Origin of the sequence: Kitasatospora sp. NPDC093679 (genome assembly GCF_040683455.1) — a bacterium.
GTDB classification, from domain to species: Bacteria; Actinomycetota; Actinomycetes; order Streptomycetales; family Streptomycetaceae; genus Kitasatospora; species Kitasatospora arboriphila.
On record NZ_JBFBDW010000004.1, the window covers coordinates 121680 to 138913 of the forward strand.

Annotated in this window: 12 protein-coding genes; 7 read left to right on the forward strand and 5 right to left on the reverse strand. The window is 71.4% G+C overall.

The window, feature by feature from the left end; all coding sequences use genetic code 11:
• Positions 1-198: 198 nt before the first annotated feature.
• The 3 genes from AB0O09_RS05450 (at position 199) to AB0O09_RS05460 (ending at position 2214) form a co-directional block, all read left to right on the forward strand.
• Entirely contained in the window at positions 199-690 is a 492-nt protein-coding gene (locus tag AB0O09_RS05450; protein ID WP_359987651.1) for a hypothetical protein, read from the forward strand.
• A gap of 124 nt (positions 691-814) precedes the next feature.
• Positions 815-1516 (forward strand): DUF3105 domain-containing protein, encoded by a 702-nt coding sequence (locus AB0O09_RS05455; protein WP_344624479.1) that lies wholly within the window; start codon positions 815-817, stop codon positions 1514-1516.
• Positions 1516-2214, forward strand: a complete 699-nt coding sequence (locus AB0O09_RS05460; protein ID WP_363540315.1) for a DUF305 domain-containing protein — start codon at positions 1516-1518, stop codon at positions 2212-2214. The genes AB0O09_RS05455 and AB0O09_RS05460 overlap by 1 nt, the downstream gene beginning before the upstream one ends.
• A 137-nt stretch (positions 2215-2351) precedes the next feature.
• Here the strand turns inward: AB0O09_RS05460 and AB0O09_RS05465 are convergent, their stop codons facing one another.
• Positions 2352-3848 (reverse strand): MFS transporter, encoded by a 1497-nt coding sequence (locus AB0O09_RS05465; protein ID WP_363540316.1) that lies wholly within the window; start codon positions 3846-3848, stop codon positions 2352-2354.
• A gap of 129 nt (positions 3849-3977) precedes the next feature.
• On the opposite strand from AB0O09_RS05465, the gene AB0O09_RS05470 reads away from it, so the two are divergent.
• Complete coding sequence (locus AB0O09_RS05470) at positions 3978-4529, forward strand: MarR family transcriptional regulator (protein WP_363540317.1); 552 nt, start codon at positions 3978-3980, stop codon at positions 4527-4529.
• Positions 4530-4590: 61 nt separating this feature from the next.
• Here AB0O09_RS05470 and AB0O09_RS05475 read toward each other — a convergent pair whose 3' ends face one another.
• Entirely contained in the window at positions 4591-5097 is a 507-nt protein-coding gene (locus AB0O09_RS05475) for a methylated-DNA--[protein]-cysteine S-methyltransferase (RefSeq protein ID WP_363540318.1), read from the reverse strand.
• On the reverse strand, positions 5094-6671 hold the full coding sequence (locus tag AB0O09_RS05480) for an AlkA N-terminal domain-containing protein (RefSeq protein ID WP_363540319.1): 1578 nt from the start codon (positions 6669-6671) through the stop codon (positions 5094-5096). Before AB0O09_RS05480 ends, AB0O09_RS05475 begins: the two co-directional genes overlap by 4 nt.
• Positions 6672-6963: 292 nt before the next feature.
• Here AB0O09_RS05480 and AB0O09_RS05485 point away from each other — a divergent pair, with 292 nt between their 5' ends.
• From AB0O09_RS05485 to AB0O09_RS05495, 3 genes are read left to right on the forward strand one after another with little or no spacing between them, the layout of a single operon-like run.
• Positions 6964-7992 (forward strand): LacI family DNA-binding transcriptional regulator, encoded by a 1029-nt coding sequence (locus AB0O09_RS05485; protein WP_363540413.1) that lies wholly within the window; start codon positions 6964-6966, stop codon positions 7990-7992.
• Positions 7993-8020: 28 nt separating this feature from the next.
• A complete protein-coding gene (locus tag AB0O09_RS05490; protein ID WP_363540320.1) occupies positions 8021-8503 on the forward strand; it encodes a replication initiator in 483 nt (160 codons plus the stop codon).
• Positions 8504-8543: 40 nt separating this feature from the next.
• The gene (locus AB0O09_RS05495) at positions 8544-9518 is read left to right on the forward strand and encodes a replication initiator (RefSeq protein ID WP_363540414.1); all 975 of its coding nucleotides are present in this window, start codon (positions 8544-8546) and stop codon (positions 9516-9518) included.
• 71 nt (positions 9519-9589) lie between these two features.
• On the opposite strand, the gene AB0O09_RS05500 is transcribed toward AB0O09_RS05495, so the two are convergent.
• Both AB0O09_RS05500 and AB0O09_RS05505 read right to left on the reverse strand, forming a co-directional pair.
• Positions 9590-10180 carry a hypothetical protein gene (locus AB0O09_RS05500; protein ID WP_363540321.1) on the reverse strand — a complete coding sequence of 197 codons (591 nt, stop codon included), beginning with the start codon at positions 10178-10180 and terminating at the stop codon, positions 9590-9592.
• A gap of 19 nt (positions 10181-10199) precedes the next feature.
• Positions 10200-16991, reverse strand: a complete 6792-nt coding sequence (locus AB0O09_RS05505; protein WP_363540322.1) for a polymorphic toxin-type HINT domain-containing protein — start codon at positions 16989-16991, stop codon at positions 10200-10202.
• Between the last annotated feature and the right edge of the window lie 243 nt (positions 16992-17234).

Consider the following 17234-nt stretch of genomic DNA (forward strand, 5'->3'; position numbering starts at 1 on the left):
CGGCCACCCGTCGGGCGCAGCGGCGGTGTGATCCGCCCGGATTCGGCCATCCGTCCGGAGGGGGTGCGGACGTGCGGGGGGTGGATGTCCGGAGCGTCCTTTTTGGGGCCCTGAAATGGGCAGGAAGGGCCCTCCGGCCCGGGTCGGGAGGGCCAAGAGGGGGACCGTTTCACCCCTTCGGCTGATTAATATGTGCGCATGAGCGTGCCAGCATCCGCGACCGGTGAGCCGGTGCGGTCCGTCCGGGCGGGCAGCCGCCCGGCCGTGGTGCTGTGGGCGCTGCTCGTCGCGGGTCTGCTGACGCTGCTGCCGTGCGCGGGGACCGCGAAGGCGGTGTCCGGGCACGTTCCGGCCGCCCCCCGGGCCTCGGCCGCCACCGGTCCGCAGGCCGCCGACGCCGTCCCGGCCGCCCATGGCGCCGGGCACGCCGTGGCGCGCTGGTCGGACGAGGGCGGTGCGCACGTCTGGTGCTCCGCCGACGGCGACCACCCGGCCCCGGGGAAGGGCTGCACCAGCCATCCGTTCCGCGGGCTGGAGGCGCAGCTGCCGAACGCTCCCCCGCAGCCCGTCGCGGTCACCCTGCCGCAGCTGGTTCCGGCGCCGTCGCTGCCCGCCGCCGTCCCGCTCGACACGCTGGCCGGGCCGCCCCCTGCGCCCGACCTCCACGTACTGCAGGTCCATAGGTCCTGAGCGGAACCCACCGTCGGCCGTGACCCGTGCCCCGCGCACCGGACGGGCCGGCGGCTCCGCCGCCCCCTCCCCCTCTCGCCCCACCGCCGTGCCCGCGCGCACCGCGGAGACAAGGACAACACTCATGGGTTCCGCCTCCAGGCAGTCCAAGCCGTCCAAGCAGACCTCCGGCAACCCGGGCAACCGGCAGAGCCAGTCCGAGCGGCAGGCCGACCGTCGGACCCGCATCGCGGAGCTGCGTGCCGCCGAGCAGAAGCGCGACCGCCGCAACAAGATCATCGCGTTCAGCGTGGCCGGCGTGCTGCTGGCCGGCATGATCGGTGCCGGTACCTGGATAGCCCTCGACGCCAAGCACGACAAGGACGCGAAGGAAGCCGCCGCCAAGGCTCCGATCCAGGGCGTGCAGACCTGGGACAACCTGTCGCGCAACCACGTCGAGACCAAGGTCACCTATGCCCAGACCCCGCCGGTCGGCGGCGACCACAACCCGCGCTGGGCGAACTGCATGGGCGACGTCTACGACAAGCCGCTCGCCAACGAGAACGCGGTGCACTCGCTGGAGCACGGCGCGGTCTGGGTGACGTACAACTCGAAGGCGTCCGCCGACGACATCAAGAAGCTGTCGGAGAAGGTCAAGGCGACCCCGTACACCCTCATGAGCCCGTACCCGGACGAGAAGAGCCCGATCACGCTCTCCGCCTGGGGCACCCAGCTGAACGTGGACAGCGCCAGTGACCCGCGGGTGGAGCAGTTCTTCACCAAGTACGTCCAGGGTCCGCAGACCCAGGAGCCCGGCGCGTCCTGCAGCTCCGGCGTGATGCCGTGATGACGGGCGCCGAGGAGACCTCGGCCACCCGGACCGGGGAGTCCGGCGAGGGCGGTGCGCCGCGCCGGTCGCGGAAGCTGCTGTGGTGGCCGGCCACGATCGCCGCGGTGATCGCGCTCTGCCTCGGCGTGTCCGCCCTGGTGGCGGGCGGTTCGGACTCCGGCGGTTCGTCGGCGGCGGCGGCGCCCGCCACCGACTCGCCGGAGGCCGGGTTCGCCCGCGACATGGCGACCCACCACCAGCAGGCCATCGACATGTCCTTCATCGTCCGCGACCGCACGCAGGACGAGGAGGTGCGCAACCTGGCCTTCGACATCATCAACACCCAGGCGAACCAGCGAGGCATGATGTCGGGCTGGCTCGACCAGTGGGGGCTGACCCAGAGCACCTCGGCCAAGCCGATGGCGTGGATGGGCCACAGCTACGCCGCGCACGACGGCTCCCTGATGCCGGGCATGGCCACCAACACGGACCTGGCCAAGCTCCGCTCGCTGGGCGGCCGGGACGCCGAGGTGCTGTACCTGCAGCTGATGATCGAGCACCACAAGGGCGGCGTGGCGATGGCGCAGGCCTACGTGGACGTGGCCCGCAACGACGTCGAGAAGCGGCTCGCCCAGACCATGGTCAACGGGCAGAAGTCGGAGATCGACCTGATGACCTCGATGCTCGCGAAGCGCGGCGCACAGCCGCTCTCCTGAGAGTCTCGGCACGGCGGCGGGCGGGTCGGACGGCAGCGTCCGGCCCGCCCGCCGCCGTACGTGCGGGGCGCGCCGGGCCGGCCACCGGCGCCGGACGTCTGCCGTGGACGGCCGGCGTCAGCCGGGGACGCCGGACGTCAGCCGCGGACGGCGGGCCGGGGGCGGCCGGTCCGGCAGAGCCGGACGGCGGCCAGCGCGGCGGCGACCAGCAGCAGCAGGACGGCCCGACCGCCCGCGCCCGCCCCGGCCATGTGGACGCCGAGCACCGGCAGGGCGGTGCCGAGCGCGGTGCCGAGGCTGCGCACCATGTTCACCATGCCGCCGCCGACCGCGGAGCTCTCCGCCGGGATCGACCGCATCACCAGGGTGTTGTTGGCGGGCAGCAGCAGGCCGAGCCCGAAGCCGGCCACGGCCAGCGGGACGGGGGCGAGCAGCGGGGACACCGGCAGCACCGCGAGGACCAGCAGGCCAGCGGTGGTGACCAGGGCGCCGGCACGGCCGCGCCGGGCGTCCGACCAGTGCCGGGGCAGCAGGGCGCCGCCGGCGGTGGCGGCGATCGCGAAGGCGGCCGGCAGCGCGGTGATCACCAGGCCTGCGGCACCGGCGGACACCCCGGCCGAGTCCAGCATCACCGGCCCGAGCACCAGGGGGCAGAACAGCAGCAGGTAGCCGATCAGTGCGACCACCAGGCCGGCCCGGACGCCGGGGGTGTTGACCAGGCCGGGGGCGATGATCGGGGTGTCCGCCCGCTGCTCCTGGCGGGCGAGCGCGACCGTGAAGGCGCCCGCGGCGGCGAGCAGCACCAGCACGGCCCAGCCCGGCAGCGGCAGGCCGGCGGCGGTCGAGAGGGCGAGCAGCAGCGAGGAGGAGGCGGCCGCCAGCAGGACGAGGCCGAGCAGGTCGAAGCGCGACTCGCGGCGGGGGCCGCCACCGGGCCCGGCCGCCTCGACGGGGCGGGCCGGGGCGGCGGGGCGGGTCGGGGCGGGCTCGCGGCGGCTGCGCGGCAGCAGGAACCAGCCGGCCAGCAGGCCGAGCACCGCGATCGGGACGTTGACCCAGAAGGCCCACCGCCAGGACGCGTGCGCGACCAGCAGCCCGCCGACGGTCGGTCCGAGCGCCAGTCCTAGCGCCTGTGCGGCGGCCTGGATGCCCAGCGCGGTGCGCATGGCCCCGGCCGGGACCCCGCGGGCGACCAGTGCGACACTGTTCGCCTGCATCATCGCCCCGCCGACGGCCTGGACGGCCCGGCAGGCGACCAGCACCCAGAGCCCTCCGGCGAAGCCGGCGGCGAGGGAGGCCAGGGCGAAGACCGCGAACCCGCCGAGGTACATCGTCTTGCGGCCGACCGTGTCGGAGAGCCGGCCGACGGGGGCCAGCAGGGCGACGAGCACCAGCAGGTAGGCGAGCGCCACCCACTCGACGGAGGCGAACCCGGCGTCGAAGTGCTGCTCCAGGGCCGGGAAGACCAGGGCGGTGACGCTCGCGGTCAGCTGGCCGAGGAACGCGCCGAGGCAGACGGTGCCGACCGCGAGCCAGTGGGCGTGCGGCCAGGCGGCGACGGTGCGCGGCCGCGGCCGCTCGGTCAGCAGCAGGACGCTGTCGACCAGCCGGGTTCGGTGGGCGGGTGCAGGCACGGCCCCATACTATCTCTGCAACAGACATACTCGTAAACAGATCATGTCTGCGGACAGAAGGGTCCGCACCGTGGTACGCCCGTGAACGGTGGGGCGGGAGGCCACCGGCGAGCCGATACGCTGTCCGCCATGTCGGAGCCGTCCCACCCCGTACCGCCCACCGCGCCCGTGCCTCCCCCGCCCGGGGACGCGGCCGCCGCCTCCCCCCTGGAGGAGGCCGTGGCGATCGAGCGGGCCCAGCGGCTGACCGACGTGATCACCCGGCTGCGCCGGGCCCTGCGCAGCAGCATCCGCACCGACTACCCGTGGGAGTCGCTGCCGATGGCACAGGTGGAACTGCTGCAGACGCTCGCCGCGGCCCCGATGCGGGTCGGCGAGCTGGCGGCCCGGCAGCGGCTGGCCCCGAACACCGTGAGCGGCCTGGTCGGCAAGCTGCTGGAGGCGGGCTTCGTCGACCGCCAGGCCGACCCCGGCGACCGCCGCACCGCCCGGATCGCGCTGACCGAGGCCGGCCGCACCCAGCTGCTGGACTGGCGCCGGGCCCACGAGCGCCGCCTCGCCGACGCCCTGGAGAGCCTCTCGCCCACCGACCGCGACGCGGTGATGAACGCCCTGCCCGGCCTCGAACACCTCGCCCGCACGCTGGCCGGCGACACCGGCGCCCCGGACGACCGCAACTGAGGCCCGCCGCCCCCGGCAGGTCCGGCAGGTACGGGACGGCTCCTCGGCAGCGGGGCGGGCCTCAGAAGAGCGTGGCGCCGCGTTCGTGGTCCAGCAGCCAGCGCTTGCGGTCGACGCCGGCGGCGAAGCCGGTGAGGGCACCGCTCGCACCGACGACCCGGTGGCAAGGGCGGACCACCAGCAGCGGATTGGCACCGACGGCGCCGCCGACCGCCCGGACGGCCGTCGGGGGCAGTCCGGCCGCGGCGGCGAGTTCGCCGTAGCTGACGGTGCTGCCGTACGGGATGTCCTCCAGCGCCTGCCACACCTGGCGGCGGAACTCGCTGCCCTCGGGGTCGAGCCGCAGGTCGAACGTGGTCCGGGTGCCCGCGAAGTAGGCCGTGAGCTGGTCCACGGCGGGAGTCAGCGCCTCCGGGTCGGGCAGCCAGTCGGGCTCCGGTTCGGCCCGGGCGCCGCGCTGCCCGGGGGCGGTGACGGCGATCAGGGCGACCGGTCCGTCGCCGTCCGCCCGGCCGGCGAGCAGCAGGTCGCCGAGCGGGCTGGGCATGGTCGTGAACACCGTGGTCATCGCGCCACCTCCGGGGCGAGCGGTCCGGCCGCCGCGGGGACCGCTCCGACCGGTGCGGGTCCGGCCGCGACCGGGGCGGCCGGGCCCGGGGCGGCCGAGGCGAGCCAGAGCCGGTGGACCGCGTAGGAGCGCCAGGGCGACCAGGGGCGGGCGGCGGCCGTGGCGGCGGCCGCGTCCCCGGTCAGGCCGAGCCGCTGGAGTCCGTGCCGGACGCCGGCGTCGCCCGGCAGCAGGACGTCCGGGTCGCCGAGCGCCCGCATCCGCAGGTAGCCGACCGTCCAGGGGCCGATGCCGGGCAGGGCGAGCAGCGCGGCGGAGGCCTCCTCGCGGTCCACCCCGCCGTCGAGGCGGACGGTGCCGTCGGCGAGCGCGGCGCACAGGCCGCGCAGCGCGCGGCGCCGGGCCGCCGGCATGGCGAGGTCGCCGTCCTCGGCCCCGGCGAGCGCGGCCGCGGTCGGGAAGAGCAGCCGCAGGCCGCCGCCGGGTGCGGGCAGCGCGGCGCCGTACCGCTCGGCGAGCCGGCCGGCGAGCGTGCGGGCGGCGGCGACCGTGACCTGCTGGCCGAGCACGGCGCGGACGGCGAGCTCGTGCGGGTCGACGTGGCCGGGCGAGCGGACCCCGGGGCGGGCGCGGACGGCCGCGCCGAGCAGGGCGTCGGCGCCGAGCTGCTCGTCCACCGCGTCCGGGTCGGCGTCCAGGTCGAACAGCGCCCGCAGCCGGTGCACGGCGGTGGTGAGGTCGCGCAGGTCGGTGAGGGCGAGGCGGCAGTCCAGCCAGCCGCGGGTCGGCGGATCGGCGGCGGCGAGCCCGTCCACCTCGGCGACGGCGTGGCCGTACGGGAGGGCGAGCGTGCGGCGGTAGGTGCGCACCCCGGGGCGGCCGCCGGGGACGACCTCCTCGACGCCGGGCACGGCGCGCAGCGCGAGGAAGTCGAGCAGGTGGTCGCTGTCCAGCGCGCCGCGGTAGGCGAGCCGCAGAGCGAGGGTGCCGGCCGTTGCGGGCCTGGTCCGCCGGCCGGCGGTCTCCGCCCGCAGCGCGGTCGGGGTGCGGTCGTACACCTCGCGCACGGTGTCGTTGAACTGCCGCACGGAGGCGAAGCCGGCCGCGAAGGCGATCTCGGTGACCGGCAGCTCGGTGGTCTGCAGCAGCAGCCGGGCGGTCTGCGCGCGCTGGGCGCGGGCCAGGGCGAGCGGGCCGGCGCCGAGTTCGGCGGTGAGCTGGCGCTGCAGCTGGCGGGCGCTGTAGCCGAGGCGTTCGGCGAGGCCGGCGACGCCCTCGCGGTCGACGACGCCGTCGCCGATCAGCCGCACCGCGCGGCCGACCAGGTCGGCGCGGTGGTTCCACTCCGGCGAGCCCGGGACGGAGTCCGGGCGGCAGCGGCGGCAGGCGCGGTAGCCGGCGCCCTGGGCGGCGGCCGCGGTCGGGTAGAAGGTGCAGTTGACGCGCTTGGGGGTCACCGCCGGGCAGCTCGGCCGGCAGTAGATCCCGGTCGTGCGGACAGCGGTGAAGAAGACGCCGTCGAAGCGGGAGTCGCGGCTGTCCACGGCCCGGTACCTGGTCTCGTCGTCGATCACGCCCTCCAGTCTGCGCCACCCGGACGGCCCCGACCGGCGGAAATCGGACATCGCCGTCCGGGCCCGGAAGGAGGCCCGGTGTCCGACACGACCCGATTCTTGGGAGCGCTCTCAATAGACTCGACGCACCCGATAGGCTCTGATGCGAACAGATCCGTGAGAGGAGCCCAGGGTGTCGCAGCACCAGCCCACCGGCGACGGACCACCCGCCGCGCCCTCCGGCGGCGCACCGGCCCGCGGCGGATCCCACCCCGGCCCCGGCCCCGCCGGGCGGGGCGACACCGCGGGCGCCCTGCCCAGACCGACCCTGGAGTCCGTCGCCGAACGGGCCGGCGTCTCCCGGGCCACCGCCTCGCGGGTGGTGAACGGCGGCGCCGGCGTCCGCGCCTCGCTGCGCGAGAAGGTGCAGCGCGCCGTCGACGAGCTCGGCTACGTCCCCAACCTGGCGGCCCGCACCCTCGTCACCCGGCGCAACCAGGCCGTCGCCGTGGTCGTCTCCGAGCCGGAGAGCAGGCTCTTCTCCGACCCGTTCTTCGCCAAGCACCTGCGCGGCATCTCCCGCGAGCTGTCCGCCGCGGACAACCAGATGGTGCTGCTGCTCATCGAGGACCAGGCCGACTTCGAACGGGTCGGCCGCTACCTCGGCGGCGGGCACGTGGACGGCGCCCTGCTCTTCTCGCTCCACCACAGCGACCCGCTGCCGGACATCGCCCGCCGGGTCGGCCTGCCGTTCGTGATAGGCGGACGCCCCGGCTGGCCCGGCGCCGAGTCCGACCGCGAGCTGACCTACGTGGACAGCGACAACCGCGGCGGCGGCCGGATCGCCGTCCAGCACCTGCAGTCCCTCGGCCGGACGCGGATCGCCACCATCACCGGCCCGCTCGACCAGACCTCCTCCGTCGACCGCCTCGACGGCTACCGCGACCTGCTGCCAGACGGCGACCCCGACCTGATCGCCGAGGGCGACTTCACCCCGGACGGCGGCGGCCGCGCCATGGCCGAACTGCTCGCCCGCCGACCCGACCTCGACGCCGTCTTCGCCGCCTCCGACTCGATGGCCTCGGGCGCGCTGCGGGTGCTCCGCGAGGCCGGCCGCCGGGTGCCGGAGGACGTGGCCGTGGTCGGCTTCGACGACGTCGAGCAGATCGCCGCCTGGACGGACCCGCCGCTGACCACCGTCCGCCAGGACATCGAGGACATGGGCCGTCTGATGGCCCGTCTGCTGCTGCGCCGGCTCACCGGCCAGGTCGACACCACCGGCCGCCGCGGCCCCACCTCGGTCATCACGCCGACCCGGCTGGTCGTCCGCGGCTCGGCCTGACAGCATCCGGGCGCATGATCAGCGCGCAGTGTCGGTCAAGGGCAGCGGCGACGGCCGCCGCCCCATGCAGAAGCCCCGCCACTCCTGGCAGGGCTTCCCGTCGACTGATGCCAGCCAACCCGACATCCACTCGCTGCCCGTCCTGCGCCGAGATCTACCGGCGGGAAACCCACCAGCTCATCACCGCCGGCCACCACCCCCGCGTATTCGCGACCTTCACCTCGCCACCCTCGGTCCGGTTCACAACCGCCCCACCGGCAGCCCGAACATCTTCCACCGTTGCCGATACGGCCAGATCCACGCCGAGGACGACCCTGCCCTCGGCTCGCCCCTCGCCCCTGACCGCTACGACTACCAGGGCACGGTGCTCTGGAACGCCCACGCACCCACCCTGTGGGCCCGTTTCATGCTCAACCTCCGCCGAGAGGTCGCCCGCCTCACCGGTCTCCCGCAGCGGAAGCCGTCCTCGGCCGTCAAAGTCTCGTACGCCAAGGTCACCAAGCATCAGTGACGCTGCTTCGTCCACTTCCACGCCGTCATCCGCTCGACTGATCGGAAGGCAACACGTCCCTCCCCCCGACCCGGCCACCGTAGACATGCTGACCAACGCGATACGCGCCGCCCCTGCACGCGCTGCCGCGATCGGGCCTGAACTGGGCAATGGGACAACCACCTTCGAGTTCGGCAGCCAGCTCGACGTACGCCCGATTCGGGGCACCGACTTCGACGGCGGTACCCGGATCACCGAACGCGCAGTCGCCGAGTACATCACCAAGTACGCCACCAAGAGAGCCGAGGGGCCGCTGGCATTCTCGACCAGCCTCGTTGCTGCGCGGCCGGCAAGTGCTGCTTCAAGCGGCTCCCCGCTGACCCTGGCCTACGTCCACTCTGCGTTCCAGTCCGCCTTGGAGCACGCCGTCCGTGAGATCGCCGACTCCAACGTGCTCAGCTGGCTGCTGCCCGTGCTCGACGCCCTCGACCAAGCCCGGCGCGCCAGTGAGGTGATCGACGGCTTCGGCGCCGTCGCCGACCTCCTGGAGACCGAGCTCGGCTCCCTCGGCCTGCAGTCCTTCGGCGAACCCGGCGAGCCTTTCGACGCCCTGCACCTCGCCATCGGGCTACACCCGCTCCGCCATCGTCACCGGTCCGATCTGTATCGAGGTCGTCCGCAGCGGCTACCGCGTCGGCGACTGGTTACTACGCCCCGCCGAGGTCGTTGCCGCCGAGCCGCCGCCGAACAGGTGAGGTCGAACGTGGTTGACCGCTTCGCGGCCCACTGCTGCGGTGCAAGTCTTACTCGTGTATGCACTCTGCGTCGGCCCTCCAGAAGCGAACTCTCGAATTGTGGCAGGAAGATCTCAACTCAGGGCACTGCATGGCCGTCATCTAACGATGGGCCCTCACCGGCGGCTGAGGACCCGTTCCGCCCAGGCAACGCTTTCATAAACCAAGAAGCCCCACCGGATGCTGGATCCGGTGGGGCTTCTTGGATATTTCATGACAGCAGCTCTGCGAGCCCGGATTGAACTCCCCACGTTCGGATCATTCGTGGCGGCGAACAGCCGAGCTATCGGGCGACCGTGCAGCTAGCGCAAGTTCAATCAGGAATCCCCGCCTGGCCAGTGCTAATCCACCGCGAAAGGGATTCACGCTCCTCGGGCGACAGCGAGTCGCGCGCCAGCATCCGGGTCACGCTTCGAACTACGGGCCTCGCACGGTACAGATCGGGGATTCCACGAATTGCAATCACCCCCTCCCCCTCCCAAGTCATTCCCGCAATTGCAGAGCTTCCGTCTACTGAGAGCATCACGAATCCAGGACGCCCGCGCGGCCCCCCGAAGGTTCCGCTCTCAGTTCCCGCCCCCATGACGTCCCAATCTTCGCCAAGCCGGACCCGCGCCCATCGCAGGACGGAAGATTCACCCTCGTCGGCCAGATCTATCGAGAGCAAGAATTCTCGATCGACTCCGATGAGCCCTATTTCTTGGGCCATCTTGAACCAAGCTCGATTTGCAGCATTGATGAGATCGGCTTGGGAGAAGTCGAAGAAGGAATCCACAGCCCCATCTTGCTCGCCGCAGGCGCTGACCATCCAGATCGGATCCGGGGGGAGCGTGACAGAAATAGCCTGGATTTCTATGAGCTCCAAACCTGCCAAGGAGAGGCGGCGGTTCAGCTTCTCATTCACTAGTTGACTCCGATCAACGTCAGCACGGCGGCCGGAAGGTCTTGATGCTATCGTAGTTGTGACCGCGACCTCGCACGCCGCCGTACGGTTCGACCCAGCCAATTGTTCCGTCACTTTTGACGAGGAGCCGGTAATCGTTCCCTCCTCCAGGGATATCGTAGATCTTGGCGCCACCCCAAAAATTCCTAACTCGCGCCGCAACGTTCCGACCCTCGTAAAAATCAAGAACTTGGCGGCCGGTGACGCGGTCCCTGACGACCCGCTGACTTAGCTCCCCGTTCTGGTATGCCAGAATTCCATTGGCAACGATAGGGGGTGGGATGTCCGCGCCGGCATTATGCACAAGGACCGGAACGTTTCCGACCAGTACATAATACGTGTGCAAGTCTTCGACCGTCAGGTTGTGCGCGGCGAGAAGAGCTTGCCAGTGGCTGGTGGCCGAGATTCGCACGGTCGCACCCTGGCTTGTCCGGAGTGTGTCCCCGGGCTCCAGGTCCGCAGCATCCACCCAGACCCGACGGCTTTCGGACCAGAAGGGGTGATGGTCGGTCGCAGTGATCTTTTCGGTGGAACCGTTCGGCTGCTGGACTGTGAGGGTGGTGAAGTCGCGGTCATCCGGGGTGAGGATGGCCGCGTCGATCCTGCGAGGGCCTGTCTCGCCGGTTTCGGGGTCGGTGGCGAGAACCTCGTCACCGACCTTCAGATCCTCGATCGGCACGGCTGATCCGTCGGCCCTGAGGACACGCGTTTCGGCCGGAAAGCTGTTCTTGCAGAGGATCTTTCCGAGAACCCCGCGGATACCCGCTGAGGCAGGGGCTGCTTCCCCGGTTCCAGCTGCCGCACCCGCGAGGATGCCCTTGGCCCCCTTCACAGCTGCACCCACAGCCGAGCCCAGGACGTTCAGGGCGACGTCAATCGCGAAGTCCTTGCAGTGGGTCTGATTGACGAAGCAGTCGTATCCGTTCATGATGCCGAACGGGTCGCGGGCGTCCCGGCCGTCGTCGATGAGACGCGAGTAACGGGCCGATTCGCAGAAGGGCGTCTTGTTGTCCGGACTGCAGCGGCGTTCGGCCCACTGCTTGAACTGCGCCCCGTAGTTGTTCCACATGGTGGGGAACTGGGCGTTGAGTTCCTTCTGGTTGGGCAGCCGGATGGTCTTGTTGAAGATCCAGACGTCGCCGTCGTCGTCGACGGTGACGTCGGGCGTCGGCCCCGGGCTGCCCCCGCCTTCCGTGTTGTCGCCGCTGCCGCCGGGTGCGTCGCCACCGGAGTGGCCGCCGGTCGGGCAGTTCGCGCGGTCGCCACCGCAGTTCAGCATGAGGCCGCTGGGGTCGCTGAAGGTGAGCGGGTTGTTGTCGCTGTAGGCGTAGCCGTTGAGGGACTGCGGGTCCGTGGGGGCGAGGAGGGGGTCGATGCTGGTGAAGCGTGCGGTGGTGGGGTCGTAGTCGCGGGCTGAGAGGTGGGTGAGGCCGGTGGGTTCGTTGGTGCCACCGAGGAAGCCTCGGGTGCCGGCCCAGTTGGTGGGGGCGGTGCCGCGGGTGGCGCCGAAGGGGGTGGTGCGGCGCTGGTCGACGGCGCCGGTGGTGGCGTTGATGCCGATCTCGGCGGTGCCGTGGTGGTCGTTGATCTGGAAGGTGAGGGTGTTGTCGTCGGTGCGCACGCCGGTGGCGGCGCCGAGCGGGTAGTAGCGGGTGCCCTTGGCCTTGGTGGCGCCCTTGGTCAGGGTGAGTTCGGTGCCGCCGAGGTACAGGGTCCAGTTCTCGGCCGCGGGCTGGGCGGTGTCGAGGTTGTGGGCCAGCAGGCGGTTGCCGGTGGCGTCGTAGAGGTAGTCGGTGGTCTTGTTGGTAGTGGTGGTGGTGGAGCCGCTCGTGGTTTTCACCGTGTCGGCGACCTGGGCGAGGTGGCCCTCGGTGTCCCAGGTGAGCTTCTGGTCGCTGCTCTGGTTGGCGGTGGGCTTGAGGTGGCGGTCGGTGGTGTTGCCGGCCGGGTCGTAGCCGTAGGACTGCGGGACGGGGGTGCCCAGGGCGCCGGTGACGGTGCTGGTGCCGGTCAGCGTGTGCGGCTGGGCCGCGTTGTTGTACCCGTAGGTGGTGGTGGCGTCCTGGCCGGTGTTGCCGGCCGCGTCGTGCTGGGTCTCGCTCGCGCGGGTGCCGTTGGTGTTGTAGGTCCAGCTGGTCCAGTACGGGGCCGGGCCGCCCAGGGCGGCGCCGGTCGGGCCGGCCGGGCAGCTGCCGGCGGTCGGCGTGAACGCCTCGGTGAGGCGGGCGAGGTAGTCGTACTGGTAGCACTGCCGGTCGGTCCCGCTGGAGGACGTGTCGGTCAGTGAGGTGACGTTGCCGGCCTGGTCGTAGGTGTATTCGGCGGCCCGGACCGGGGTGGCGATGCCGTACCGGTCGGTGCGGCTGGACTTCAGCCGCTGGGTGCCGAACTCGTAGCCGTTGGTGACGTAGACCTGCTTGCCCGCGGTGCCGTTGGACAGCGTGGACTGCAGCGGCTTGCCCACGAAGTCGTAGGTCTGGCCGGACAGGTAGGCGATGCTGCCGCTGCCGGTGGCCGCGGTCTGCCGGTGCAGGGTGTCGTAGGTGAAGGAGACGCTCTCGCCGGCGAGGTTGCCCGCGGCCGGGTAGGAGACGGACTTGGGCAGCCCGTCCAGGCCGTAGGTGGTGCCGGACAGGTAGCTGCCGGCGAGGGCCTCCTGGCCGGGAACCGAGGGCACGGTCGTGGTGGTGCGGCCCGGCCGGTACAGGGCGTCGTACAGCGTGAACGCGGTCTTGTACTCGTAGGCGGTGCCGCCGACGGTGCTCCAGCGGCTGGTGGAGGCGAGCTGGCCCTTGAAGCCGGTCGGGTCCCACAGCTGGGAGGTCAGCAGCGGGCCGGTGGCCGATCCGTCGCGGGTCTCCAGCACCCGGCCGAGGTTGTCGTAGACGGTGGCGACGGTCTTGCCGCGTCCGTCCGTGGCCGTGGTGGCCTCGCCCCGATTGTTGTACGTCTTGGTGCTGGTGCCGGAGTCGGGGTCGACGGCCTTGGTCTGTCGGCCGAGCTGGTCGTACAGCCAGGTCCACTCGGTGCCGGCCGGATCGGTCAACTTGGTGAGGTGGCCGGCCGGGTCGTACGCGTAGCGGGTGGCGTCGTAGGCGCCGGTCGGCGTCGCCGCCTTGTACTGGCGCAGCTCGGTGGTGCGTCCGGCGGCGTCGGTGACGGTGGTGGTGGGTGTTGCGCCCTGGGGCGGGGTGACGGTGACCCGGTCGCCGCCGTACTCGGTGAGCGTGGTCGACAGCGGAGTGCCGACACCGTTGCCGGACAGCACCGTCGACTTGACGATCCGTCCGAGACCGTCGTACTCGGCCGCGGTCTGGGTCTCCACGCTCGTATCGGCGTTCTTCAGGAGGTCCCTGGACGGCACACCCGAAGCGTTGTGCGGAGCGTACGTACGGACAGCTTGGCCGCGCCCGTCGTAGAACGTGTCCGCGAGCATGCGGCCGCCGTTGTCGCCCGGTGCCTGGGTCTGCCTCACCCGGCCGAACCCGTCGAACAGCGTGTAGGACGTGTCCTGCGAACCGTCGTTGTTCAGCGACTTCGACGCGACCGCGGCGATGTGCGTGTCGTCCGCCGCCAGGTAGGCGTACTCGTAGTTGGGAGTGTCGTTGCCGGCCTTCGAGCGGTTCGGCAGCCAGACCTTCAGCGTCCGGCCGAGCGCGTCGTAGAGGAAGTAGGTGGACTTGGTGTTGGCGTCGACGACATCGACGGCCCGACCACGGACCAGGTCGAAATCGGTCGTGACGGTACGAGTCGTTGTCGAGTCGCCGGCCTTGGACGGGGGTGAGGTGATCACGGACTTCGTGGCCCGGCCAGTGGCGGGGCTGTAGACCGTGCTCGTGGTACGCGTGTCGTTGGTCAGCGCCAACCGACCGATCGGAGCGTCCGTGACCGCGTCGAGCGTCGTGGAGTAGGCGAGTTCGGTCGAGTCCAGCGTTCGACCGTAGGTGTCGTACGTGGCCGTGTTGTCCAGGTACGTTGCCGTGGTGGCCGAGCGCGTCTTGAGCATGTGCGTGGTGGTGACATTGCCCTTGACCGGGGCCTCACCGTAGGCAAGACCGTCATAGCGCAGCCGGACGTCCGAAAGGACGGCCGACGTCCCGTCGGGCTTGGTCACCCGGTCGACGGTGGCAGCGCAGTTGGCCGCGACGGTCTCGGAGCGGATGACGCCGGTCAGGATCCATGCGGTCGTGTTGTCCGCGTAGGTGACACGTTCACACTGGTCGTCCTCGGGCACGGCCGCGTCGAAGAGATTCTCGATCTGCTTCACTCGGCCGTAGTCGTCGAACGTGGAATTGGTGCGTGTCTCGCGCCAGGTGACACCGGCCCCCTTGTCGAGGGAGGTGAAGGTGCGGACCTTCTCGGTGCCGGTGAGGTCGGCGGTGGTGGTGCCCCAGTCGCGGACCCGGGTCGCGGTGGTCTTCTTCCACGGCGTGTTCACGGTCTTGGTGAGGACCTTGCCGCCGGGCTTGTCGAACTGCTCGGTGCGGTACTCGTACCCGGCCCAGGCCTGGTCGTCGGTGAGGTCGGTGCCCTCGCCGTCGGGGACGGTGACCGAGCGCTTCTTGGTCTTGTCCACCGGGTCGGTGCGGTCGTCGTTCATGCCGCGCAGGAAGAAGTGGTCGGCCTGGGTGGACATCCCGGACGTGCCGCCGGTCTCGACCCGCACCTGACCGTAGCCGCGCCACTGCGACCAGGTCTTCAGCTTCTCCTTGGTGATCCCGTCCAGGTCGTCGAAGTGCCAGGCCGCATCACCCAGGTAGGTGTAGTGCGTCACCGCGTCCGGCGCGCCGCCGGTACGGTCGGTGCCGATCACCGACTCCACGACGTACTTGTTGAACCACTCCGTGGTGACCGGCATGTCGTTGTTCGGCTGGTACTGCTGCGGGAAGCAGCGCGTCGTGTTGGTCTGCGGGGTGGGCAGGCTGTTCTCGTTGCAGGCCGCCGCCGAGTAGTTGACGTCGATCTGCCCGCCCATCTCGTCGTGGACGGTGCCCAGGCGCTGCTTGATGAACGGCAGCCGGCCGTCACCGGTCCTGTCGAGCCGGTTGACCAACTGCTTGTACTCGAGGGTGGTCTTCGGCAGGGCGATGGACGGGGTGGCGGCGTTGCCGGTGTGCTGGATCGAGGTCAGCAGCAGCTGGTAGTCGTAGTCCGCCGTGCCCCAGCCGTAACCCAGGTCCCAGGTGTCGACGGGCTGCTGGGTGCCGTCCGCACGCAAAGTGCTGGCGACGACCTGGGTGAGCCGGGTCCGGGTGAAGAACGCGGGGGCGTACACGCCGGTGCAGTCGGTGCCGTCCTTGCAGTTCTGGTCCCACGGGGTGTCGTACCAGTACTGCCGGTTGGTGTCGATGTTCGCCGGGTCGCACAGCGCGGTGTTGGTCTCCAGGCAGCGCTCGGCGGTCTTGAAGTCCACCCGGGCCATCGGCTTGACCGTGGCCGAGTAGATGTCGCCCTGCTGCTGGCCGTACTCGATGTGGTCGAGGCGGCCGCCGCGCACGTACGGGGTGCGGTCGCTCGCCTTCAGGTTCCGCCCGTAGTTGTTCGTCTCCGGCGTGTACCAGTACGTGATGTCGTTGCCGTGCGCGTCGACGACCATGTCCAGGTTCCACCGCCAGCCCTGCTGGCACCACGACGAGCCGAACCCGACCGAGTTGTAGCAGGGCTCACCGGCGTTGTTGCCGAACACCGGCACCGTGTAGACCGACTTCGTCTCCGGCTTGCCGGACGACCAGTTCGTCAGCCGGTTGAAACCGAACCAGTAGCTGGTGCCGTCCGACGTCGTTGCCTTGAAGTACTCGCCGTCGTTGTCGCCGTTGCCGCGACCGGCGTCGCGGACCCGGACGACCTTGGTGTTGTCGTCGCCCTTGATCCGCCACTCGTCCGCCGACACCGGGATCAACTCACCGCTGTGACCGGCGAACGCGATGACGGCGTTGTCGGTCGCCCAGCACAGGTCCCCGGGGGAAACCCCGTTCGTCTTCGGCGCGCCGTCGTCGGCGCACGGCTTGTAGGTACGCTCCACGAAGCCCGGGTCCAGGTTGAAGCCGTCGCCGGCCCAGGACGCCTGGTTGTTCGAGTTCGACGTCCGGCCGTCGACCGCGCCGGAGCTGTACGACAGTCCGATCTTCGGGCTGAGATCGCCCGGCATCCCGGTCAGCGGCATGTCGTAGGACCAGGTGAACGATCCGCTGTTCAGCGAGGTCGACCAGGTCGAGGCCGAGGAGAGCGGCGTCGCCGCGTAGTCACCCGTCGGCCCGGACGACCCGGTGGTCGCCGCCAGCACCGTGCCGCCCGTCGCGGACTGCACCCGCAGCTGCCCCGTCGGCGCCTGCGGCGCCGTGACCGCCACACCGTCCGCCGTCACCGTCTGGTGCTCGACGTCGTTGCCGCCCTTCAGGGGCGTCTGCACCCGGCACTCCGGCTTCTCCGGCGTCGTCAGCACGCACGCCGGCAACTGCACCAGCCGCAACCGCGCACCGAACCCGGCACCCGCCGCCTGCGCGAAGGCGCTGTAGTCCACGCTCACCCTGGCGTGCACGCCCGCCGGGCCGCTCCCGGCCACGCTCAGCAGCACACCCGAAATCCCGGCCCTGCGCGCCGCGTCCTGCCCCAGCACCTGCACATCGGCGGTCTGCGGCGCACCACCGGCGACCGCGGACAGCGTCACCGGCAGGTCACCGGCCTTCGCGGTCTTCCCCGTCTCCCCCGGCACGGCGACCCGCGCCGCACCCGCCTTCGGCCACGCCGCGTGCTTCACGGCCGGTGAACTCACCGTCGTAGCGGGCTTACGCGGCTTGACCTCCGCGTTTGCGCCCTTGGCCGTCTTCCCCGGCGACGGCGAGGCCGGCGGGGTGTACCCGGCGGCGACAGCCCTCGCCGCCAACGGCAGTGTCGGCAGCAGTGACCCGATCAGAGCGGCAGCCACCGAGGCGGCCACTCTCGAACGGGACCGCCGCACGGCAGCCCTTCCTGAACCCATCGGAGTCGTCTTCCTCGTGTCGACCGCCCTCGTCGC

Bases quoted from the DNA above. Each gene is read 5' to 3' on its own strand.
- AB0O09_RS05460 (WP_363540315.1), top strand. From the start codon at position 1,516: ATGACGGGCGCCGAGGAGACCTCGGCCACCCGGACCGGGGAGTCCGGC.
- AB0O09_RS05475 (WP_363540318.1), bottom strand. From the start codon at position 5,097: ATGACCACGGTGTTCACGACCATGCCCAGCCCGCTCGGCGACCTGCTG.
- AB0O09_RS05455 (WP_344624479.1), top strand. From the start codon at position 815: ATGGGTTCCGCCTCCAGGCAGTCCAAGCCGTCCAAGCAGACCTCCGGC.
- AB0O09_RS05470 (WP_363540317.1), top strand. From the start codon at position 3,978: ATGTCGGAGCCGTCCCACCCCGTACCGCCCACCGCGCCCGTGCCTCCC.
- AB0O09_RS05450 (WP_359987651.1), top strand. From the start codon at position 199: ATGAGCGTGCCAGCATCCGCGACCGGTGAGCCGGTGCGGTCCGTCCGG.